At 53.5% G+C, this 22,969-nt stretch carries 20 protein-coding genes; 17 read left to right on the top strand and 3 right to left on the bottom strand.

Translation table 11 applies throughout. The features are described from left to right. Positions 1-104 precede the first annotated feature (104 nt). The 3 genes from gcvP to trhA all read left to right on the top strand — a co-directional run bounded on the left by gcvP (position 105) and on the right by trhA (position 4,576). Complete coding sequence (gcvP, locus tag RIN69_RS18265; RefSeq protein WP_313853567.1) at positions 105-2,978, top strand: aminomethyl-transferring glycine dehydrogenase; 2,874 nt, start codon at positions 105-107, stop codon at positions 2,976-2,978. 57 nt (positions 2,979-3,035) lie between these two features. Then, entirely contained in the window at positions 3,036-3,779 is a 744-nt protein-coding gene (locus RIN69_RS18260; protein WP_313853565.1) for an SDR family oxidoreductase, read from the top strand. A gap of 143 nt (positions 3,780-3,922) precedes the next feature. Continuing rightward, positions 3,923-4,576, top strand: a complete 654-nt coding sequence (gene trhA, locus RIN69_RS18255; RefSeq protein ID WP_313853564.1) for a PAQR family membrane homeostasis protein TrhA — start codon at positions 3,923-3,925, stop codon at positions 4,574-4,576. A gap of 38 nt (positions 4,577-4,614) precedes the next feature. On the opposite strand, the gene ygfZ is transcribed toward trhA, so the two are convergent. Further along, entirely contained in the window at positions 4,615-5,595 is a 981-nt protein-coding gene (gene ygfZ / locus RIN69_RS18250) for a tRNA-modifying protein YgfZ (RefSeq protein WP_313853563.1), read from the bottom strand. Between the two features lie 230 nt (positions 5,596-5,825). Here ygfZ and sdhE point away from each other — a divergent pair, with 230 nt between their 5' ends. Beyond that, positions 5,826-6,092, top strand: coding sequence for an FAD assembly factor SdhE (gene sdhE / locus RIN69_RS18245; RefSeq protein WP_052899472.1), 267 nt, complete (start codon positions 5,826-5,828; stop codon positions 6,090-6,092). Beyond that, entirely contained in the window at positions 6,073-6,483 is a 411-nt protein-coding gene (locus RIN69_RS18240; RefSeq protein ID WP_313853560.1) for a protein YgfX, read from the top strand. Before sdhE ends, RIN69_RS18240 begins: the two co-directional genes overlap by 20 nt. Positions 6,484-6,578: 95 nt before the next feature. On the opposite strand, the gene fldB is transcribed toward RIN69_RS18240, so the two are convergent. Then, positions 6,579-7,097 carry a flavodoxin FldB gene (gene fldB, locus RIN69_RS18235; protein WP_313853559.1) on the bottom strand — a complete coding sequence of 173 codons (519 nt, stop codon included), beginning with the start codon at positions 7,095-7,097 and terminating at the stop codon, positions 6,579-6,581. A gap of 76 nt (positions 7,098-7,173) precedes the next feature. Between fldB and xerD the strand changes: the two genes are divergently transcribed. From xerD to fbpC, 12 genes are all read left to right on the top strand, one after another. Further along, positions 7,174-8,088: a site-specific tyrosine recombinase XerD gene (xerD, locus tag RIN69_RS18230; RefSeq protein WP_313853558.1), complete on the top strand. Its 915-nt coding sequence runs from the start codon at positions 7,174-7,176 to the stop codon at positions 8,086-8,088. 34 nt (positions 8,089-8,122) lie between these two features. Then, the gene (gene dsbC / locus RIN69_RS18225; RefSeq protein WP_313853556.1) at positions 8,123-8,827 is read left to right on the top strand and encodes a bifunctional protein-disulfide isomerase/oxidoreductase DsbC; all 705 of its coding nucleotides are present in this window, start codon (positions 8,123-8,125) and stop codon (positions 8,825-8,827) included. Positions 8,828-8,833: 6 nt separating this feature from the next. Then, entirely contained in the window at positions 8,834-10,564 is a 1,731-nt protein-coding gene (gene recJ / locus RIN69_RS18220) for a single-stranded-DNA-specific exonuclease RecJ (protein WP_313853554.1), read from the top strand. Positions 10,565-10,741: 177 nt separating this feature from the next. Then, positions 10,742-11,840 (top strand): peptide chain release factor 2 gene (gene prfB, locus RIN69_RS18215; RefSeq protein ID WP_313853552.1). Its coding sequence is split into 2 segments (ribosomal slippage): positions 10,742-10,816 and positions 10,818-11,840, totalling 1,098 coding nucleotides; the frame shifts between segments, so codons are not numbered across the junction. Positions 11,841-11,849: 9 nt separating this feature from the next. Continuing rightward, the gene (lysS, locus tag RIN69_RS18210) at positions 11,850-13,373 is read left to right on the top strand and encodes a lysine--tRNA ligase (RefSeq protein ID WP_313853550.1); all 1,524 of its coding nucleotides are present in this window, start codon (positions 11,850-11,852) and stop codon (positions 13,371-13,373) included. Between the two features lie 132 nt (positions 13,374-13,505). After that, positions 13,506-13,736 (top strand): type II toxin-antitoxin system Phd/YefM family antitoxin, encoded by a 231-nt coding sequence (locus RIN69_RS18205; protein ID WP_313853548.1) that lies wholly within the window; start codon positions 13,506-13,508, stop codon positions 13,734-13,736. A 300-nt stretch (positions 13,737-14,036) separates the two neighbouring features. Then, complete coding sequence (locus RIN69_RS18195) at positions 14,037-14,666, top strand: response regulator transcription factor (RefSeq protein ID WP_313853547.1); 630 nt, start codon at positions 14,037-14,039, stop codon at positions 14,664-14,666. Continuing rightward, a complete protein-coding gene (locus RIN69_RS18190) occupies positions 14,666-16,204 on the top strand; it encodes an MASE1 domain-containing sensor histidine kinase (protein ID WP_313853545.1) in 1,539 nt (512 codons plus the stop codon). The genes RIN69_RS18195 and RIN69_RS18190 overlap by 1 nt, the downstream gene beginning before the upstream one ends. An 87-nt stretch (positions 16,205-16,291) precedes the next feature. After that, positions 16,292-17,599 carry an MFS transporter family glucose-6-phosphate receptor UhpC gene (uhpC, locus tag RIN69_RS18185; protein WP_313853544.1) on the top strand — a complete coding sequence of 436 codons (1,308 nt, stop codon included), beginning with the start codon at positions 16,292-16,294 and terminating at the stop codon, positions 17,597-17,599. Between the two features lie 41 nt (positions 17,600-17,640). Then, positions 17,641-18,672 carry an ABC transporter substrate-binding protein gene (locus tag RIN69_RS18180; protein WP_313853543.1) on the top strand — a complete coding sequence of 344 codons (1,032 nt, stop codon included), beginning with the start codon at positions 17,641-17,643 and terminating at the stop codon, positions 18,670-18,672. 67 nt (positions 18,673-18,739) lie between these two features. Further along, the gene (locus RIN69_RS18175) at positions 18,740-20,815 is read left to right on the top strand and encodes an ABC transporter permease (RefSeq protein WP_313853542.1); all 2,076 of its coding nucleotides are present in this window, start codon (positions 18,740-18,742) and stop codon (positions 20,813-20,815) included. Between the two features lie 10 nt (positions 20,816-20,825). After that, on the top strand, positions 20,826-21,902 hold the full coding sequence (gene fbpC, locus RIN69_RS18170; protein ID WP_313853540.1) for a ferric ABC transporter ATP-binding protein: 1,077 nt from the start codon (positions 20,826-20,828) through the stop codon (positions 21,900-21,902). 70 nt (positions 21,903-21,972) lie between these two features. Here fbpC and RIN69_RS18165 read toward each other — a convergent pair whose 3' ends face one another. After that, positions 21,973-22,599 carry a serine protease gene (locus RIN69_RS18165; RefSeq protein ID WP_313857796.1) on the bottom strand — a complete coding sequence of 209 codons (627 nt, stop codon included), beginning with the start codon at positions 22,597-22,599 and terminating at the stop codon, positions 21,973-21,975. Positions 22,600-22,969 lie beyond the last annotated feature (370 nt).

Below are 22,969 nucleotides of genomic sequence, written 5' to 3'. Positions count from 1 at the left end.
CACTCAGACTGCTCCTTCCCTCAGCGAACGGGGGAAGGCTGCCTCCTCCGCCAGACCGTGGAGGGCAATACACTTCCCTATGCCCGATGCAGGATTTACCGCTAATGACTCAGACTCTCAGCCAGCTTGAACACACCGGCGCGTTTATCGAACGCCATATTGGCCCCTCGCAGCAGCAGCAGCAAGCGATGCTGGCGACCGTTGGTGCCAGCTCTCTCACCGATTTAATTGGCTCGATTGTGCCGGCAGATATCCAGTTACCCAGCCCTCCGGCAATTGGCGACGCGTTGACAGAGCACCAGGCGCTGGCCGAGCTGAAAGCGATTGCCAGTCAGAATCAGCTGTATAAATCCTATATCGGCATGGGTTATGCGCCGGTGTTAACGCCGCCGGTTATTCTGCGCAATATGCTGGAAAATCCGGGCTGGTACACCGCTTATACGCCTTATCAGCCAGAAGTTTCGCAGGGCCGACTGGAAGCATTGCTCAATTTCCAGCAGCTGACGCTGGATCTGACCGGGCTGGATATCGCCTCTGCATCGCTGCTGGATGAAGCCACTGCGGCGGCAGAAGCGATGGCGATGGCGAAGCGCGTCAGTAAGCTGAAAAATGCCAATAAATTCTTTGTGGCTGAAGATATTCATCCGCAAACTCTGGATGTGGTGCGCACCCGTGCCGAAACCTTTGGTTTTGAAGTGCTGGTGGATCGGGCTGATAAAGCACTCGATCATCAGGATCTGTTTGGCGTGCTGTTGCAGCAGGTCGGCACTACCGGCGAAGCGCATGACTATCGCCAGCTGATTGCTGAACTGAAAAATCGCAAAGTGATTGTCAGCGTTGCCGCAGAGTTTATGTCGCTGGTATTGCTGGAAGCGCCTGGTAAGCAGGGGGCGGATATTGTCTTCGGCTCGGCGCAACGATTCGGCGTACCGATGGGTTACGGCGGGCCACATGCGGCATTCTTCGCTGCGCGTGATGAGCATAAGCGTTCTATGCCCGGGCGTATTATTGGCGTATCACGTGATGCGGCGGGTAACACCGCGCTACGCATGGCAATGCAGACGCGCGAACAGCATATCCGTCGTGAGAAAGCCAACTCCAACATCTGTACTTCGCAGGTACTGCTGGCCAATATTGCCAGCCTGTATGCGGTGTACCACGGGCCAGTAGGATTGCAGCGCATTGCCGGGCGTATCCATCGTCTGACCGATATTCTGGCTGCTGGCCTGAAGCAGGGCGGCCTGACGCTGCGCCATCACAGCTGGTTTGATACTCTTACCGTTGAGGTTGCGGATAAAGCCGCAGTGCTGGATCGCGCGCTGAGTTTTGGCGCTAATCTGCGTACCGATATTCATAATGCCGTCGGTATCACGCTTGATGAAACCACCAGCCGCGAAGATGTGGCGGCGCTGCTGTCGATTCTGCTGGGTGAAGATCATGCTATCGATATCGAGGCGCTTGACGCGCAGGTTGCGCACAACAGCCAGTCAGTTCCGGCCGATCTGCTGCGTAAAGAGGCGATCCTGACGCATCCGGTATTTAATCGTCATCACAGTGAAACTGAGATGATGCGCTATATGCACAGCCTGGAGCGTAAAGATCTGGCGCTGAATCAGGCGATGATCCCTCTGGGATCCTGCACCATGAAGCTGAACGCTGCGGCGGAAATGATTCCGATTACCTGGCCAGAGTTTGCTGGTCTGCACCCATTCTGCCCGGCCGATCAGGCCAGCGGCTATTTGCAGATGATTGGTCAGCTGTCGCAGTGGCTGGTGCAGCTGACCGGCTATGACGCGCTCTGTATGCAGCCAAATTCTGGGGCGCAGGGCGAGTACGCAGGTTTGCTGGCGATTCGTCGCTACCATGAGAGCCGCAATGAAGCCGGTCGCCATATCTGCCTGATCCCAAGTTCGGCACACGGTACTAACCCGGCTTCGGCACAGATGGCGGGTATGGCAGTCGTGGTGGTGGCTTGTGATAAGCAGGGCAACATCGATTTACACGATCTGCGCCAGAAGGCGGAGCAGGCGGGCGAAGCGCTCTCCTGCATTATGGTGACCTATCCGTCGACCCATGGTGTTTACGAAGAGACTATCCGTGAAGTGTGCCAGATTGTGCATCAGTTTGGCGGCCAGGTGTATCTCGACGGTGCCAACATGAATGCGCAGGTAGGCATCACGACGCCTGGCTATATTGGCGCGGATGTGTCGCACCTTAACCTGCATAAAACCTTCTGTATTCCGCACGGTGGCGGTGGCCCGGGCATGGGGCCGATTGGCGTAAAAGCGCATCTGGCTCCGTTTGTACCGGGTCATAGCGTGGTGCAGATTGATGATATGCTGACCCAGCAAGGCGCGGTGTCTGCCGCACCGTTTGGCAGCGCATCGATTTTGCCAATCAGCTGGATGTATATCCGCATGATGGGCGCTGAGGGGCTGAAACAGGCCAGCTCGGTGGCAATCCTGAATGCGAACTATATCGCCACCCGCTTGCAGTCAGCCTATCCAATCCTCTATGCGGGTCGCGATGGCCGCGTGGCGCACGAATGTATTCTGGACATTCGCCCGCTTAAAGAGCAGACCGGCATCAGCGAGCTGGATATCGCCAAACGCCTGATCGACTACGGTTTCCATGCGCCAACCATGTCATTCCCGGTCGCGGGTACGCTGATGGTGGAGCCGACGGAGTCTGAAAGTAAAATCGAACTGGATCGCTTTATCGATGCGATGCTGTCAATCCGTATCGAAATTGATCGTGTGGCGGAAGGTGAATGGCCTGCGGAAGATAATCCGTTGGTAAACGCGCCCCATACCCAGATGGAGATCGTCGGCGAGTGGACGCATCCCTACAGCCGTGAACTGGCGGTATTCCCGGCAGGCAGTGATAATAAATACTGGCCGACGGTAAAGCGTCTGGATGATGTATTCGGTGACCGTAACCTGTTCTGCTCATGTGTCCCGATGAGCGAATATCAGTAATTATTGCTGACAGATCAAACCGGCCGGGATTACCCGGCCTTTTTTTTGGGAGGAACGATGAATATTGCCTTAGTCACCGGTGCCAGCCGGGGGATCGGACGCGCGACGGCGCTGCAGCTGGCGGCGCGGGGATATTGTGTTGCCGTTAACTATCATCAACGTGCAGATGCAGCCGCAGAGGTGGTGCGCCAGATTGAACAGGCGGGCGGTCGCGCATTTAGCGTGCAGGCGGATATCGCCGATGAAGCGCAGGTGGTGGCGATGTTCCAGTATATCGACAGCCAGCCTGGAACTCTGACTGCACTGGTGAATAACGCCGGTATTTTGTTTCAGCAATCGACGCTGGAAGAGCTGACCGCCGAACGTATTAATCGGGTATTCCGCACCAATGTCACCGGCACTTTTATCTGCTGTCGTGAGGCGATCAAGCGCATGGCGCACCATCACGGCGGTAACGGTGGGGCGATAGTGAACGTATCATCCGCCGCATCGCGGACCGGCGCGCCGGGGGAATATGTTGATTATGCCGCATCGAAAGGGGCAATGGACACCCTGACAAGGGGGTTGTCGCTGGAAGTGGCGGCGCTGGGCGTGCGGGTTAACGGCGTGCGTCCTGGCTGCATCTACACTGAGATGCATGCTGATGACGGCGAAGCCGGTCGCGTTGATCGTCTGGCTCCGGCTATTCCAATGCAGCGCGGCGGGCAGGCGGAAGAGATCGCCAACGCGATTGTCTGGCTGCTGAGCGAAGAGGCTTCATATATTACCGGCAGTAATATTGATGCTGCCGGCGGTCGCTGATGGCAGCAGCCTGTTGCGCTGATGTTACATGGCTACACAGTTTAATTTTAGCTTACAGGTGTACTCTGAAATTATTCTCAGTTAGGCTACTTCTGCAACGTTATCTCTGTTTGTGAGTTTCTGACGCGGGGGAGCCCGGTTTTATGACGAATAACACGCTTTTAGCCAAGGGATATTCACTGGCCGAAGAGATCGCTAACAGCATCAGTCATGGTGTTGGCTGTCTGCTGGGGATTATTGGATTAGTGCTGCTGCTTGACCAGGCCATTGATGCACGCGCCAGTGCGCTGGCGATCACCAGCTACAGCGTTTATGGCGGCAGTATGATTCTGCTGTTTCTGGCCTCAACGCTTTACCACGCAATTCCTCATCCACGGGCAAAATACTGGCTGAAAAAACTTGACCACTGTGCCATCTATCTGTTGATTGCCGGCACTTATACGCCATTTCTGCTGGTGGGGCTTAAATCGCCGCTGGCACACTGGCTGATGGTGGTGATCTGGAGTCTGGCGTTAATTGGGGTGGTTTTTAAACTGATATTTGCGCACCGCTTTGAGGCAATGTCGCTGATCACCTATATGTTGATGGGCTGGTTGTCACTGATAGTGATTTATCAACTGGCGATGACCTTATCGGCAGGAGGCGTCTGGCTATTGGCTGCGGGCGGGATTATCTATTCGCTGGGGGTGATTTTCTACGCCTCAAATCGCATTCCGTATAATCATGCAATCTGGCATGGCTTTGTACTCGGTGGCAGCCTGTGTCACTTTATGGCGATCTATTTTTACGTTATTTAATTCAGTGGCGAGGCAGGCAGCCTCGCCTGATGAATGAATTAGTCGATGGTATAAGGCAGCGGCTGAATTGCCAGCTTACCGCCTTCATCGCCCTGAACGCGCAGCACGGTATCGGCATCAAGATCGTTATTCATCACCACCTGCACCCACACCTCACCGTTATCCAGCTGAATGGCCGCCAGAATTGTGCCGGTGCGACGCCAGTTTTCTCCCAGCTGCATCTCCAGCGAATCGCCCGCTTCCGGAACCCGGCTGGCATTGCCCGCCAGCCAGTAAAGCGCACGTTTATTGGCTCCTCGGAACTTGGCGCGAGCCACCATCTCCTGGCCGGTGTAACAGCCTTTTTTAAAGCTGATGGCATCCAGCGACTGCAGGTTGGTGGCCTGTGGGATAAACTGAGTGCTGTTCTTCTCATCGATAATCGGTAAACCCGCTTCGATATTCAGCGCCAGCCATTGTGCGCTGTCATTAAACTGCGCTTCACCGGCCAGCTTTTGCTGAATTTCCTGCGCTTTTTCCGCGCTGGTAATCAGCAGAAAACGCTCGGCAGGATGGGCAAACCACAGCAGCGTGCTGTCACCCTGCTGCACCACCTGATTTTCAGCATCTGGCAGCTGGTCAAACAGGCCAGTCAGCGCTGCACGCGCCTGAAACCCAGCCACACCGGATAACACGGACTGGTCGTCCGCTTCGATGGTGATTTTGGCGAACACCGCATACTTTTTTAGCTCGGTGATTTGGTTTTCACGCACGCTGCGTCGCTCAATATAGGCAAAACCTTCGCCACGATGGAACAGGCGCAGGTTGCTCCACATTTTTCCTTTTGCGTCGCAGTGCGCGCAGAGAAGATGCTGGTTAGAACCCAGTGCGGCGACATCAAGTGTCACCTGCCCCTGCAGATAACTGACGCGATCCTGACCTTGCACGGTAGTCAGCGCCCAATCTTCCAGCGAGATCAGCGTCAGCGGCAAGCGCGCTGAGGCAACAGGCTGACGCGGCGGTAAAGTAAAGGTTGGCATAGTTATATCCTGAAAAGGGTGTCCAAAAGCCATCAATATGCTTCTCATGTTAAAAGAGCACCTGTGCTTTGCAACCTGTTTTCTGAAGATGACGCACAAAACGCGTGTTAACCCTGCATCTTGTAGCAGTGCTTTACGCGTTAAGCCGGAACGGCAAAATTTGCGTATCGCGCATTTTGTTAAAAAAGCGCTAAACTAGCGCCCATGTTTAGCTAACTGATGATTAAAAAATGGATATTAACAACAAAGCGCGAATTCACTGGGCATGCCGTCGCGGTATGCGTGAGCTGGACATCTCCATTATGCCGTTCTTTGAGTATGAATATGACTCGTTGAGCGACACCGACAAGCAAGTGTTTATTCACCTGCTGGAAAGTGACGATCCCGACCTGTTTAACTGGCTGATGAACCATGGCGAACCTGCCGATCCCGAGCTGAAACGCATGGTGCAACTGATTCAACAGAGAAACCAACAACGTGGTCCAGTGGCAATCTGATCTACGCGTTTCATGGCAAGCTCAGTGGGTTTCACTGTTGCTGCATGGGGTGGTTATTCTGCTGCTGTTACTGGCACCGTGGCCACCAACTTATACTGTTGTCTGGATTGTGCTGTTAACGCTGGTGGTGCTGGAGAGCGTGCGCAGCCAGCGGCGCATTCGTCGTCGCGAAGGGGCAATCGCGCTGTTAACCGAGCGCCGCTTACGCTGGCGTCACAAGGAGTGGATGATTACCCGACGTCCCTGGCGTATAGGGTCGGCTTTGCTGCTGACATTACGTGATAATAGCGGAAAGCGGGAGCGCCTGTGGCTGCTGCGTGACAGCATGGATGAAGCATCGTGGCGTCAGCTGCGCCAGTGTTTGTTAAGTAAGGGCAGGGATGATGAGTAAGCCGATACTGTTACTGACGCGCAAAATCAACGGGTAGGGTAATTCTCCCGGTTGCGCGTCAGTTAAGCCGCAGTAATACAGGGCTGGGCGGGCTGTTACAGCAGCTCAGCCATTTCAGTCAGCACCTGCTCGCACCACTGTTCAATACGCTCGTCACTGACCTCGTACTGGTTAACATCATCCAGCGCGAGGCCAACAAACTGCTTACCATCAGCGGTCAGCGGTTTCGCGCTGGTGAACTCGTAACCCTCAAGCGGCCAGTAGCCTATAAATCTCACGCCCATCGGCGTCAGCAAGTCGTGCAGCATGCCGAGCGCGTCAAGAAACCACTCGCCGTAGCCAAACTGATCGCCCATGCCATACAGCGCAACGATTTTGCCGCGCAGGTTAAGGCTGGCGATATCAGTCCAGACCGCTTCCCAGTCTTCCTGTAATTCACCAAAATCCCAGGTCGGAATACCGAGAATCAGCAGGTCATACTGTTCCATTAGCGCTGGCGAATCATCTTTCAGATTATGCAGAGTAACCAGTTCTTCACCGATAAAATCACGAATTTTTTCCGCTGCCATTTCGGTATAGCAGGTGCTGGAGCCATAGAAAAGACCAATTTTCATGCCAGGAAAGCTCATTCTTAGTACAATTAGGCCGATTGTATCAGAAGAGGCGCAGGATCAGGCATAATGAGCACGAATGCACACTGATGAGGTAACCGTGCAAGATAACGATTTGATCGAGCAATTTCTGGATGCGCTATGGATTGAGCGCAACCTTGCGCAGAATACACTGGCCTCTTATCGCCTCGATTTGCAGGCGCTGGCGCTATGGCTGGAGCACCACCAACGCAGTCTGCTCAATGCTGAGGCAATTGATTTGCAATCTTTCCTCGCGGAACGGCTGGAAGGCGGCTATAAAGCCAGCAGTTCGGCTCGTTTACTCAGTGCGATGCGTCGGCTGTTTCAGTACCTTTATCGGGAAAAGCAGCGCGATGACGATCCCAGTACGCTGCTCTCCTCACCGAAGCTGCCGCAGCGTTTGCCTAAGGACCTGTCGGAGGCCCAGATTGAACGGCTGTTGCAGGCACCCGGCACCGAGCAGCCGATTGAACTGCGTGATAAAGCGATGCTGGAATTGCTGTATGCAACCGGACTTCGCGTTTCAGAACTGGTAGGCTTAAACCTGAGCGATGTCAGTCTGCGCCAGGGTGTGGTGCGGGTGATTGGTAAAGGCAACAAAGAGCGACTGGTACCGTTGGGAGAAGAGGCGGTGCACTGGATTGAGCAATTTATCGAGTATGGGCGCCCGTGGCTGATGAATGGTCAGAGCGGTGATGTCCTGTTTCCCAGTAACCGTGCTCAACACATGACGCGCCAAACTTTTTGGCACCGAATTAAATATTATGCGACGCTGGCCGCTATAGACAGCGAAAAACTGTCTCCGCACGTGTTGCGACATGCTTTTGCCACCCACTTACTGAACCACGGTGCCGATTTGCGTGTCGTACAGATGCTTTTAGGCCACAGCGATTTATCGACTACACAAATTTACACCCATGTCGCCACCGAGCGTCTGCGTCAATTACATCAAAAGCACCATCCGCGCGCCTGAGGTGCAGGATAGAGAGTGAGAAGAAAGGATTAATATGAAAAAGCGTTTTATGCTGATGTCATTACTGATTGCATCAGTCACGGGTGTTGCCCACGCCGATGATGCGGCGATTCAGCAGTCATTAAAAAAACTGGGTTTAGAGCAAGTTGAGATTCAACCCTCTCCGCTGGCGGGCACCAAAACTGTCCTGACGGAAAGCGGCGTAATGTATGTCAGCGACGACGGCAAACATTTTATTCAGGGCCCGCTGTATGACGTCAGCGGCGCGCAGCCGGTCAATGTGACTAACCAGCTGCTGGAGAAAAAAGTGGATGCGTTGGCGAAAGAGATGATCGTGTACAAGGCGGCAAAAGAGCAGCACGTGATTACCGTCTTCACCGATATCACCTGTGGTTACTGCCGCAAGCTGCATGAGCAGATGGCAGATTATAACGCGCTGGGAATTACCGTGCGCTATCTGGCGTTCCCGCGTCAGGGGCTGAACAGCCCGACGGAAAAACAGATGAAGTCGATCTGGTGTACTGCCGATCGTAAGAAAGCCCTGGATGCAGCGATGAAGGGTGATGATATTTCACCTGCCAGCTGTGACATCAACCTTGATGAACACTACAAACTCGGCGTGCTGTACGGCATTCAGGGTACTCCGGCGATTCTGCTGGAAAACGGCATGATGGTGCCGGGTTATCAGGGGCCGCAAGAGATGAAGCAGTTGCTTGATAGCCAGAAGCGTGGTGGCTAAGTTTCAGTGAATAAACCTACTCAACTCCGTCGCCGTGAGGCGACGGGCGAGGCGCAGTTACCGGCGGAACTTCATCCACTGCTACAACGTCTCTATGCCCATCGTGGCGTGCAGCAAGCCAGTGAACTGGAACGCGGCGCTAAAAATCTGCTCCCTTATCAGTCACTCAGCGGTATTCAGCGCGCGGTTGAAATTCTGCATCAGGCGCTGGTGGACAATAAGCGCATCATGATCGTCGGCGATTTTGATGCCGATGGTGCCACCAGCACCGCGCTTACCGTGCTGGCGCTTCGCAGTATGGGCGGGCGTAACATTGAATATCTGGTGCCCAATCGCTTCGAGGATGGCTACGGTCTGAGTCCGGAAGTGGTGGCGCAGGCGGCGGCACGCGGCGCGGAACTGATTGTTACCGTCGATAATGGTATTTCCTCACTGACCGGCGTTAGCGACGCGCATCAGCGAGGGATTCCGGTGGTGATCACCGATCACCATTTGCCGGGTGAAGTATTGCCGGATGCCGAAGCGATCGTTAACCCTAATCTCACTGACTGCACCTTCCCGTCACGCTCGCTGGCGGGTGTTGGGGTCGCGTTCTATCTGATGCTGGCGCTGCGTGCGCATCTGCGCGAACTTGGCTGGTTTGAGCGGGGGCCAGCAATGCCTAATCTCGCCGAACTGCTGGATTTAGTCGCGTTAGGAACCGTTGCCGACGTAGTGCCGCTTGATGCCAATAACCGCATTCTGGTGTGGCAAGGAATCAGCCGTATCCGCGCCGGTAAATGTCGCCCTGGAATACGTGCGCTGCTGGAAATCTCTAATCGTGATGCACGCCAGCTGGCCGCCAGCGACCTCGGTTTTGCCCTCGGCCCGCGTCTCAATGCGGCAGGACGTCTTGATGATATGTCGGTTGGCGTGGCGCTGCTGTTAAGTGAAGATCCGGCGCAGGCCCGTATGCTGGCACATGAGCTGGATGCACTGAATCAAGACCGCAAAGACATCGAACAGGCAATGCAGTCTGAAGCGCTGGTGCTGTGTGACAAGCTGGAACGCAGCAGCGATGCACTGCCGCTGGGTATTGCCATGTATCATCCGGAGTGGCATCAGGGCGTGGTGGGAATTCTCGCTTCACGACTGAAAGAGCGATTTCATCGCCCGGTGATTGCTTTTGCGCCAGCCGGTGATGGCACGCTGAAAGGCTCAGGCCGCTCGGTATCAGGATTGCATATGCGCGATGCGTTAGAGCGGATTGATACGCTGAATCCGGGTCTGGTTCTGAAATTTGGCGGCCACGCAATGGCGGCCGGTTTGTCGCTGGAAGAGGCGCGTTTTGAGGAGTTCAGTCAGCGCTTTGCCGAACTGGTGGGTGAGTGGCTGGATGCTGAGATGCTACAGGGCGTTATCTGGTCCGATGGCGAATTAGCCCCGCAGGAACTGACGCTAGCCACCGCTGAATTACTGCGCGAAGCGGGTCCGTGGGGGCAAGCTTTTCCGGAGCCGATTTTTGACGGCAAATTTAAGCTGTTACAGCAGCGTCTGGTGGGCGAACGTCATTTAAAAGTGATGATTGAGCCACTGGGCGGTGGTCCGTTACTGGATGGTATCGCGTTTAATATCGACACCGCGCTATGGCCCGATCCCAGTGTTAAACAGGTTGAGCTGGCCTATAAACTTGATGTGAACGAGTTTCGCGGCAATCGCAATGTGCAGCTGATTATCGAACATCTCTGGCCGTTATAACCCGGTTATTTGATACAGGCGGTGTTCTCGCCGTCTGTATCAAAGGTTTGCAGCCCGTATGACTTTCAGATGCCAATGCCCGGGCTGAAACCGCGCATCTGTGCTACAAACTGCACGACAATTCAGTTAAACTGCCCCGTTACATTACAGACATTCCTAAATAAAGATTCTTAAACTATGTTTGAAATAAATCCGGTAAAAAACCGTATTCAGGATCTCACCGAGCGCAGTGGCGTTCTTCGGGGGTATCTTTGACTATGATGCGAAGAAAGAACGTCTTGAAGAAGTCAACGCAGAACTAGAGCAGCCTGATGTCTGGAACGAACCCGAACGTGCGCAAGCGCTGGGAAAAGAGCGTTCCTCGTTAGAAGCCATCGTTGCCACTCTGGACCAGATGTCTCAGGGGCTGGAAGATGTTGCTGGCCTGCTGGAACTGGCAGTTGAAGCAGACGATGAAGACACCTTTAATGAAGCCGTTAGCGAACTGGACGAGCTGGAGAAAAAGCTGGGCGAACTGGAATTCCGCCGCATGTTCTCTGGTGAGTATGACAGCGCTGATTGCTATATCGATATTCAGGCCGGTTCCGGCGGCACCGAAGCCCAGGACTGGGCCAGCATGCTGGTGCGTATGTACCTGCGCTGGGCAGAAGCCAAAGGCTTTAAAACTGAAGTGATCGAAGAGTCAGATGGTGATGTGGCCGGTCTTAAATCCGCCACATTACGCATCAGTGGCGATTACGCCTTTGGCTGGCTGCGTACTGAAACTGGCGTCCATCGCCTGGTGCGCAAAAGCCCGTTCGACTCCGGCGGTCGCCGTCATACCTCGTTCAGCTCTGCGTTTATCTACCCGGAAGTGGATGATGATATCGATATCGAAATCAATCCGGCCGATCTGCGCATCGATGTTTATCGCGCATCCGGCGCGGGCGGGCAGCACGTAAACCGTACGGAATCTGCGGTACGTATTACCCATTTGCCAACCAATACCGTGACTCAGTGTCAGAACGACCGTTCTCAGCATAAGAACAAAGATCAAGCGATGAAGCAGATGAAAGCGAAACTGTATGAGCTTGAGATGCAAAAGAAAAATGCTGATAAACAGGCGCTCGAAGATAACAAGTCCGATATCGGCTGGGGCAGCCAGATTCGTTCTTACGTTCTTGATGATTCACGCATCAAAGATCTGCGTACCGGGGTGGAAACACGTAATACCCAGGCGGTACTCGACGGCGATCTGGATCGATTTATTGAAGCAAGTTTGAAAGCAGGGTTATAAGGAACCGACATGTCTGAACAACAACCGCAGGGCGCTGCTGATGCCGCAGTTGAGCTTAACAACGAACTGAAAGCGCGTCGCGAAAAGCTGGGTGCGCTGCGTGAAAACGGCGTGGCGTTTCCGAACGATTTCCGCCGCGATCGTACTTCTGACCAACTGCACGCTGAATTCGACGGCAAAGAGAACGAAGAGCTGGAAGCGCTGAATATCGAAGTCAGTGTTGCTGGCCGAATGATGACGCGCCGCATTATGGGTAAAGCGTCATTTGTGACTTTGCAGGACGTCGGTGGCCGCATTCAGCTGTACGTGGCGCGTGACGATCTGCCAGAAGGTCACTACAACGAGCAGTTCAAAAAATGGGACTTAGGCGACATCCTTGGCGCACGCGGTAAGCTGTTCAAAACCAAAACCGGTGAGCTGTCGATTCACTGTACCGAGCTGCGTTTGCTGACCAAAGCACTGCGTCCGCTGCCGGATAAATTTCACGGCCTGGCCGATCAGGAAACCCGCTATCGTCAGCGTTATCTCGATCTGATTGCCAACGACGAATCACGTAACACTTTCAAAGTGCGTTCCCAGATCATGGCCGGTATTCGCCAGTTCATGGTGGGACGTGACTTTATGGAAGTGGAAACGCCAATGATGCAGGTAATTCCAGGCGGTGCTTCTGCGCGTCCGTTTATCACTCATCATAATGCGCTGGACATTGATATGTACCTGCGTATTGCGCCAGAACTGTACCTGAAGCGTCTGGTAGTGGGTGGATTTGATCGCGTGTTCGAGATTAACCGTAACTTCCGCAACGAAGGTATTTCTCCACGCCATAACCCAGAGTTCACCATGATGGAACTCTATATGGCGTATGCGGATTACAAAGATCTGATCGAACTCACCGAAAGTCTGTTCCGCGCCCTGGCGCAGAACGTGCTGGGCAGCACTGTGGTGCCGTATGGCGATCAGCAGTTTGATTTCGGCAAACCGTTTGAAAAACTGACGATGAAAGAAGCGATTCTGAAATATCGTCCGGAAACCAATCTGGCCGATCTTGATGATATGGAAAAAGCGTCGGCTATCGCAGCTTCTCTGGGTATTAAAATCGAGAAGAGCTGGGGCTTGGGCCGCGTGGTGACTGAGATCTTTGAAGAGACTGCTGAAAGCCATCTGATTCAGCCGACCTTTATCACTGAGTATCCGGCTGAAGTTTCACCGCTGGCGCGTCGTAATGACGACAATCCGGAAATCACCGACCGCTTTGAATTCTTTATTGGTGGTCGTGAAATCGGTAACGGCTTCTCCGAGCTGAATGATGCAGAAGATCAGGCTGAGCGTTTTGCCCAGCAGGTTAATGCAAAAGATGCCGGTGATGATGAAGCGATGTTCTACGACGAAGACTATGTCACGGCGCTGGAGCACGGTTTGCCACCGACAGCCGGACTGGGGATTGGTATCGACCGTATGGTGATGCTGTTTACCAACAGCCATACGATTCGTGACGTGATTCTGTTCCCGGCGCTGCGTCCAACCAATAAATAATTGGGTAGTACGCCGCAAGATTAACGGTCAGCTAATGCTGGCCGTTTTTTTTGCTGCTATTTTAGCCATTGTTTTTTAACCGGACTTAAGTAGATTAAAAATGTAGCAACATACCTACTTAAAGGAGGCATTATGACGATCACTTATACCAGCCGTCACTTTAATCAGGACGTCTCCAGTGCGAAAAAAGCGGCGGAATCAGGCCCGGTTTACATCACCATGCGCGGTAAGCCAGAGCATGTTCTGATGACTTATCATGACTTTATCCGGCTTTCAGGTAGCCGCAAGTCACTGGTTGAAGCATTATCAATGCCAGCGTCGCAAGATATCGAGTTTGAAACCACCCGTGCGATAAAGCCGTAGCCTTATACTGCGCGAATCTGCACGTGCCGGATCAACGTTCACAGGCTGATGCTATGATTGCTGCCACGGCAATGGTTCATGGCATGACGGTGATAACGCGCAATACTAAAGATTTTATCGGAATGCATGCGCCGTTGTTGAATCCGTGGCGCTAACTAGCGTCGCGACAAGCTGGATCTGTTTCTGTCTCCGTGCTTTCATCACAATTTGTTAACCTCTCTGCAATTTCCTGTTGTTAGTTTGCCAGTCAGACATTTCCGACGCATGATGCAAAGAAATATGACAGTGGTGTGACTAATTATGATTAACGTGGCGTTGGTCGATGACCATGTAGTGGTGCGTTCCGGCTTTGCTCAACTGCTGTCGCTGGAAAATGATATTCAGGTGGTGGGGCAATTTTCTGGCGCGCCGCAGGCGTGGCCGCATTTACTGCGTGATGCTATTGACGTGGTGGTGCTGGATATTGCGATGCCAGAAGAGAGCGGTCTCAGCCTGTTGCAGCGGTTGCGTCATCATCGCCCTGGTTTTCGCGCAATTATTCTCAGTATTTATGACTCCAGTGCCTTTGTTCAAAGCGCGGTAGACGCGGGTGCCAGTGGTTATCTGACCAAACGCTGTGGTCCGGAAGAGCTGGTGCAGGCAGTGCGTACCGTCAGTGTAGGGGGATTGTATCTCTGTGCTGATGCGCTGCGTGCTTTGCGTCAAACCACGCAAATACCGCAGGAACTGGCAGAGTTGACGCCGCGTGAAAAAGAGGTGTTCGAGCTGCTGGTCAACGGGCTAAGTGTAAAAGCGATAGCCGGTCAGCTCGACCTGAGCCATAAAACCGTGCACGTGCATCGTGCTAACGTGTTGGGAAAATTGCAGTGTGCGACCACCGTTGAGCTGGTCCACTTTGCCTTGCAGCATCAGTTGCTGAGCGGCCACTGATGCCGCGCTCCCGCCAGTTAGTCCTCTCACTATTCCTGTCGCTATTTTTTGCCCTCAGCTGGCTGGCGCTGTGGATTATCAGTTTTTACTTAAGCCAGAACGAGCAGCAGGCGGTGATGCTGTTACCGCAGGGGCTGCACCTGGCATTGATGATTCTGTTACCGCGCCGCTACTGGCTACCCATGCTGCTGGTTGAAGCGGTGATGCTGATCGCCTTGTTATTTGAGCAGCTACTGACGCAGCCGCTGATATTGCTGTCGCCGCTACTCAGTCTGTTGCCCGCCTGGCTCAGTCAGCGCGTCTGGCATTACTATACTCTCTACTGGCAGCGGCTGACGGTGCTGTTGGCAGCGGTGACCGCTAATGCACTGTTGCAAGGGGGAGTTATTGGCCCGTGGCTGGAGGAGGGCGTAACGCAAACGCTGCTGGCCTCGTTTACCGGCGGCATCCTGCTCACGCCGTTTAGCTATCTGATTTATGAATATCTGCGACAACAACACCTCAGCGATATGCTGGCTCAGCGTATGCCAGATCCGCCACTGCGAACCTCGTTGCTGATTTGGTGCTCGGTATTTTTTGCGATAGGCGTCAGTATTCAGGTGGCTGTCGCGCCGGAGATGGAAGGCCTGCTGCTGATTTTGGTGTTTCTGCCCAACGTATTTATGGCCTATAAGTTTGGCTGGCAGGGTGGGGTATTATCGGCGATCCTCGGTAGCGTATTGATTACACTGACGCGGCAAGCGAGCGGTGCCTTTCACGATCTGCGCGAGCTGGAGCTGTTTCTCTCTACCCAGGCGCTGCTCGGTACTGGCCTGGGAATTGCCGTCAGCCGTCAGCAGCAGCTGGCGCAGCACTTACAGCGTTATCGTCAGCAGCTGGAAAAAGAGTTGCAGGCACGTCGCCAGTTGATGGCACAGCTGGTCGATACCGAAGAGGCGGTGCGCAAAGCGATAGCGCGCGAACTGCACGATGAAATTGGCCAGAATATCACTGCCATCCAGATTCAGGCGATGCTGGTCAGGCGCACCGCTGATACCACGGCGGCGAAGCAGGCCGCCGGACAGATTGGCGATTTGTCGCAGCGTATTCACCACACCACGCGCCAGCTGCTGCGGCAGTTACGACCGCCGGTGCTGGATGAAATGGCATTGGATAAAGCACTGCACCAGCTGGCGGGGGAATTCTCGTTTGCTGAGCAGGGCGTCGATTTCCGGCTCGACTATCAGTTGTGCGATGCGCCGCAGGATGAAACCCTGACCTTTACCCTCTATCGCGTGGTGCAGGAGCTGCTGAACAATATCAGCAAGCATGCGCAGGCGCGGCGGGTTAGCGTCAGCCTGACGCAAGATAATCAGCTGATTACTCTGGTGGTCAGTGACGATGGTATTGGCGTCACGGCGAATACCGGCAGTGGTTTTGGTCTGCGCGGTATTGAGGAGCGAGTGCGCGCGCTGGGCGGCGACTGGCAGATATCGCAGCAGCAGGGAACGCGCATAATTGTTAACTTGCCCACAAAACTGAGTCAAATAACGACTTAACCAGGAATAAGTCTTAGTGCCCTCCTACTTTGTCTCATCCCCACCCTCAGCCTGTTCCCTATACTCGCCTCAACCCCGGAGGAGCGCATGTCGACAACGGCCCTGACTGAACAGCAGATTAGCGCAGTTTATCGCTACTGGCGTCCGCGACTACTGCTTTCGATGGTGGTGGGCTACGCGGCTTTTTATCTGACGCGTAAAAGCGTCAGTTACGCGATGCCGGTGATGCAGCTGGAACTGGGGCTGGATAAAGCCGATATCGGCCTGCTGGGCACGCTGTTTTATCTGGTTTACGGCGCGTCAAAATTTTTCTCCGGCATCATCAGTGATAAAACTTCGGCACGCTGGTTTATGGGCACCGGACTGTTTATCACCGGGATGCTGAATGTGGTGTTTACCCTGTGCCACTCGTGGAGCGCACTGCTGATTGTCTGGACGCTGAACGGCTTTTTTCAGGGATGGGGTTGGCCGCCGTGTGCCAAATTGCTCACCAGCTGGTATTCACGCAATGAGCGTGGTTTCTGGTGGGGATGCTGGAATACCTCGATCACCATGGGCGGCGCGCTGGTGCCATTACTGTCAGGGTTTCTCGCCTCCGCGTATGGCTGGCAGGCGGCGCTGCTGGTACCGGGTGTCACCGGAATGTTGTTAGGTATCTGGCTGTGCTGGCAGTTGTGTGACAAACCGGTGACGCAGGGATTGCCTACCGTCGGCAACTGGCGACGCGATCCGCTGGAGTTATGGCAGGAGCAGCACAGCCCACCCATGAGCATGCGGACGATTTTGCGCCAGGCGATTCTGGCAAACCGCACTATCTGGCTGCTGGCGGCATCCTACGTGCTGGTTTATCTGATTCGGATAGCACTGAATGACTGGGGCAATATCTGGCTGGCGGAAAGCCACGGCGTCTCGCTGCTGGGGGCGAACGCCACGCTATCACTGTTCGAACTTGGCGGGCTGATAGGTGCGCTGTTCGCCGGATGGGGATCGGATCTGCTGTTTCGCGGTCAGCGTGCGCCAATGATTTTGCTGTTTGCCTTTGGGCTGTTTCTCAGCATGACCGCCTTGTGGCTGGCTCCGGTACACCACTACGGTTTGTTGTCGATGTGCTTTTTTAGTCTGGGATTTTTTATCTTTGGCCCGCAAATGCTGATTGGTCTGGCGGCGGCCGAATATTGTCACAAAGACGCGGCGGGAACCGTCACCGGTTTTCTTGGGTTATTTGCCTATCTGGGGGCGGCCCTGGCGGGATGGCCGCTGGCGCAGGTGTTGGAGCATTACGGTTGGTCAGGTTTCTTTGCACTGCTGACGCTGGCGGCCAGCTGTATTGGCTTACTGCTGATGCCGTTGCTGATCGCCGGGCTAAACCGCATGAGATTTAAACAGGTGTCGTAATCTTACCCACTGGCTGTACCCAAAAAAGATAAGGATAAAAAATGAAACTTGCCCCTCTCGCTACCCTGATTGCCGCCGGGCTGACACTGGCCGCGTTCGCCGGCAGTGCGCAAGCCAAAGGTCGTCTGGTAATCTATTGCAGCGCGACCAACACCATGTGTGAAACCGAAGCCAAAGCCTTCGGCGAAAAGTATGACGTGAAAACCAGCTTTATTCGCAACGGGTCCGGCAGCACGCTGGCGAAAATCGATGCGGAAAAAAATAATCCGCAGGCGGATGTCTGGTATGGCGGCACGCTCGATCCGCAGTCGCAGGCTGGTGAAATGGGCTTGCTGGCAGCGTATAAATCACCAAATCTTGAGCAGATCATGCCGAAGTTCCGCGATCCGGCCAAGGTGAAAGGCAATTACTCATCAGCAATTTACATCGGCATTCTCGGCATGGGGGTGAATACCAATCGCCTGAAAGAGAAAAATTTGCCGGTGCCAAAATGCTGGAAGGATCTGACCAACCCCATCTATAAAGGCGAGATCCAGATTGCCGATCCGCAAAGTTCCGGCACTGCTTACACCGCACTGGCGACCTTCACACAGCTGTGGGGGGAGGATCAAGCATTTGATTACCTTAAGAAGATTAACGGTAACGTCTCTCAGTATACCAAATCCGGTATTGCACCGGCGCGTAACGCCGCACGCGGTGAAACCGCGATTGGCATTGGCTTCCTGCACGACTATTCACTGGAAAAAGAGAAGGGCGCACCGCTGGAGCTTATCTCACCGTGTGAAGGCTCCGGCTACGAAATTGGCGGCGTCAGCATCCTGAAAAATGCCCGCAATATGGAGAATGCCAAACTGTTCGTAGACTGGTCACTGTCAAAAGAGGCGCAGGAGCTGTCGTGGAAACAGGGGCAGTCCTATCAGATCCTGACCAACACCACGGCCGAAACCTCACCGAACTCGCTGAAACTCGACGATCTGAAATTGATCGATTACGACATGGATAAATACGGCGCTTCCGATACCCGTAAACACTTGATCACCAAGTGGGTCAATGAAGTCAAGATGGGTAAATAACCCACGTTCACCAGCACGTCGCTGACGGCGTGCTGCTGCTCTCTTTTACCCATTACCGGGGAATATCATGAGTGATGCTATAGCTTTGCGCCCGGCGCAGAGACGGGATGCTATTTTCTATTGGCTGGGTATTCTGGTGCTGGCGTTTGCGCTGCTGCCGGTGTTCAGCCTCGACTACGGACTGCTGGAGTCAACCGGCGATGAGATTGTTGCGGCTTACGGTTGGCATGGCTTCAATATTGGTCTGGCATGGGTGCTGTTGCCGCTGTTACTGCTGGTGCGCCCGGCGCACAGCGTCAGTCGTGAGCAGCGTGGCCGCCATCTGTTTGATGCGGGTTATGCATTGTTCTGCGCGCTGTTTATGGTGGTCAGCGCCACGTTGATCGGGCGCGGAATGGGCTATGGATCGATTCTGATGCTGATCAGCCTCGGCGCTATTATGACGCTGGCGCTGTCGCGGCTGGAGTGGCTGGGCGGCGACCGTTTTGTGCTTGGCTCGCTGATCGCCATTGTGGCGCTGATTGGGCTGTTTATTCTCTATCCCAGCCTGGCCATTTTCAAACCGATGTTCAGTGATGACAACGGAGCGTTCGCGCCGTTGCAGTTTATGAATATTCTCGGTCAGGCGCATATCATTCAGGTTATCTGGAACTCATTTTTGCTTAGCGCCGCAGTGGGGATTGGCTGCACCTTCTTCGGGCTGGTGCTGGCGATTTACACCACGCGCATCGCTAAACGTTCAGCGCTGATTGGCCGTATCTTTTCGATTCTGCCGATTGTGACCCCGCCGTTCGTCGTTGGCTTAGGGGTGACGCTGATGATGGGGCGTTCCGGTTATATCACCGAATTTATGGTGCAGTATCTTGGGCTGACCAACAGTAACTGGCTGTACGGTTTTACCGGCATCTGGCTGGCGCAGGTGCTGGCGTTTACGCCGATGTCATTTATGATCCTCGACGGTGCGATTAAAACTATTCATCCGTCGCTGGAAGAAGCCTCTTATACCCTGCGTGCCAACCGCTATCAGACCTTTAAGCGGGTATTCTTACCGCTGCTTAAACCGGCGCTGGCTAACTCGTTTTTAATCGTAATTGTACAATCGCTGGCTGACTTCAGTAACCCGCTGGTACTGGGCGGTAACTTTGATGTACTGGCAACGCAAATCTACTTCTATATTACCGGCGCTCAGCTGGATTATGCCGCCGCCAGTACGCTGGGAGTGATCCTGCTGCTGTTCTCCCTGCTGGTCTTCTGCATCCAGTATATGTGGATTGGTAAACGCTCTTACGTCACCATTTCCGGAAAATCTTCGCGTGGCGATGTACAGCCATTACCTGGCTCGTTAGTGACGGCGGTGACGCTGCTGCTGTGGGTATGGATCGGTTTTAACGTATTGCTGTACGGCAGCATCTTCTACGGCAGCTTCACGGTTAACTGGGGCGTTGATTACACTCTGACGCTGGATAACTTCAGCAAGCTGTTCGGACAGGGATTCAGTGACGGTGCCTGGCCTTCACTGCTCGACACGCTACTGTATGCCGGTATTGCTGCGCCGATTACCGCCATCTTTGGTTTACTGATTGCTTACATTGTGGTGCGCCAGCACTTCACCGGTAAAAAAGTGATCGAGTTTACGACCATGCTGTGCTTCGCGGTGCCGGGCACCGTGGCGGGCGTCTCCTATATTCTGGCATTTAACAGTGCACCGGTTTATCTCACCGGAACCGCGGCGATTGTGATTATTTCAATGGTGATGCGTAACGTGCCGGTAGGAATTCGCGCCGGTATTGCCGGGCTGGGACAGCTGGATAAATCACTGGACGAAGCCTCACTCAGCCTGCGCGCCGGCTCGTTAAGAACCGTGCTGTTTATCGTACTGCCGCTGCTGCGACCGGCGATCCTTTCGGCACTGATCTACAGCTTTGTGCGCGCCATTACCACCGTCAGCGCCATTGTTTTCCTTGTGACGCCAGATACCCGCGTGGCGACGTCCTACATCCTCAACCGGGTTGAGGATGGCGAATACGGCATGGCGATTGCCTATGGTTCGATTTTGATCGTGGTGATGCTGGCCATCATTTTTATCTTTGATGCGCTGGTCGGTGAAGCGCGCGTGGCCCGTTCGCGGGCGAAAAACAGTTAACAGGGTGCTTATGAACGCTAACGTTGCACAACCAAATGATAATAAAAAACACTTCGTCGAACTGAGAAATATTGGTAAGCGCTTTGGGAATAACGTGGTGATTGACGATCTCAGCCTCGCCATTCCACAGGGGCAGATGGTCACACTGCTGGGGCCGTCGGGCTGTGGCAAAACTACGGTATTAAGGCTGGTGGCCGGGCTGGAAAAACCTACCGAAGGGCAGATCCTGATTGATGGTGAGGATGTGACCCACCGCTCGATTCAGCAGCGTGATATCTGTATGGTTTTTCAGTCTTATGCGCTGTTTCCACATATGTCGCTGGGAGAAAACATCGGCTACGGCTTGCGTATGCTGGGTCGACCAAAAGCCGAAATCCGCGATCGGGTGAATGAAGCGCTGAAACTGGTGGATTTGGAAGGATTTGAAGATCGATTTGTCGATCAAATTTCCGGTGGACAGCAGCAGCGAGTAGCACTGGCGCGTGCGTTGATCCTGAAGCCCAAGGTGCTGTTGTTTGATGAGCCGCTGAGTAATCTTGATGCCAACCTGCGCCGCAGCATGCGTGAAAAAATCCGCGAGCTGCAGCAGCAATTCAATATCACCTCACTGTATGTCACCCACGATCAAAGTGAGGCATTCGCGGTATCGGATACCGTGCTGGTAATGAATAAAGGCAAGATTATGCAGTTGGGCGAGCCGCAAACGCTGTATCGCTATCCGGCTTCGCGCTTTATGGCCGGCTTTATGGGAGACGCCAATATCTTCGATGCGCGTATAAACCACAATCGCGTCGAAATCTTTGGCTATGCGATTGCACGACCTGAAGGTTTTGCCAGCGGATTGCAGCAGTGTGCGGTTGGTGTGCGTCCGGAGGCGATCACCCTCAGTCAGCAGGGGGAGGACAGTCAGCGCTGTACCATCAAAAAAGTCGCCTATATGGGGCCGCAATATGAAGTGCTGGTTGACTGGCACGGACAGCAATTATTGTTGCAGGTTAATGCGATTGAGTTACAACCGTCACCGGGCGATTGCTACTACTTGCAGATTCACCCGTTTGGCATGTTTGAACTGCGCGACACGGCCTGATGCAGTTTTGTAGCCTGTAAATTGACTATCGGCGGCATTGTTGCTGCCGATAGTGAATACGCCGGTTCGGTTAAGAGCGGGTGGTCTGTTCCAGCCAGTCTTTGAAGCTGGCATAAGGGACGTAGAGCGCGACGTTTTTATACAGATTCTTGCCGGTTTTACTCTCATTAATTTCATTGGTATAGCCGACAATTACGCCCGCAATACTGTCATCCGAGGCATTATAGACTGCGCCACCTGACATCCCTTTGACTACGCCTGCATCGGCAGCCACCACCACGCAGTTCAAATTGTTCCAGCTATTTTTCAGTCCGGTATTGACCAGGTTGGTGCCGCTGGACGCGACCGGCATCGCCGAAATAAAGCTATAGCCATACAGGTTTACCGTGTCCCCCATCTTGCCATTACGGAAGGTGGGTGGCAGATTTGTTTCATTATTTTTGCGATATACAATCGCCAAATCGCAATCAGGATGATACGCCTTGACTTTATAGGTTGAAAATTTAGCCACATGTGCGGCGGTCAGACTATATTTATCGGTCAACGGGATAGTTGTACCCAGGGTGCCAATTCCCATCACCGTAGGTATACCCGTTACCGTCATGTCGACCCTTTTCAGAGCCTCTCCACTATACTCATATTTGCCTACCGAGCATCCAGCAAGTAACAAACACATTAAGGATATAAGCAGTCGCATCATGTCTCCCCGACGTTGATTATCAAGCAACGTAACTATCACCAGGCCACTCCATTAACCAGGTATCGGCCGCAAAGCATTATTCTTTAAGGCGAAATGCTGAAAAATCCTAACAACCTCACTCAAGATAGCAATGCTTGATTGTATAAAACCGTAAAAACGGGATCAATCTTAACGCGGAATGTTAAGAATGACTAAAGTTTACCGGCAGAATTAGAATAAAAATTCGATTAACAATAAAACGCGTTAGCAGCTGATTGTTTACATTTGCACCTGTTTTATTAGGTGCGACAAGCATGATTATTGCTAACCGGTCAACACACATTTGCTGTAAATGTGATGTATGGCTATTATCGGCTATGTTCTAATA

The sequence above is a fragment of the Winslowiella toletana genome (assembly GCF_032164335.1).
In the GTDB taxonomy this organism is placed as follows: domain Bacteria; phylum Pseudomonadota; class Gammaproteobacteria; order Enterobacterales; family Enterobacteriaceae; genus Erwinia; species Erwinia toletana_A.
The sequence above is the reverse complement of the archived record's forward strand: the minus strand, read 5'-3'. Positions and strand labels throughout refer to the sequence as shown.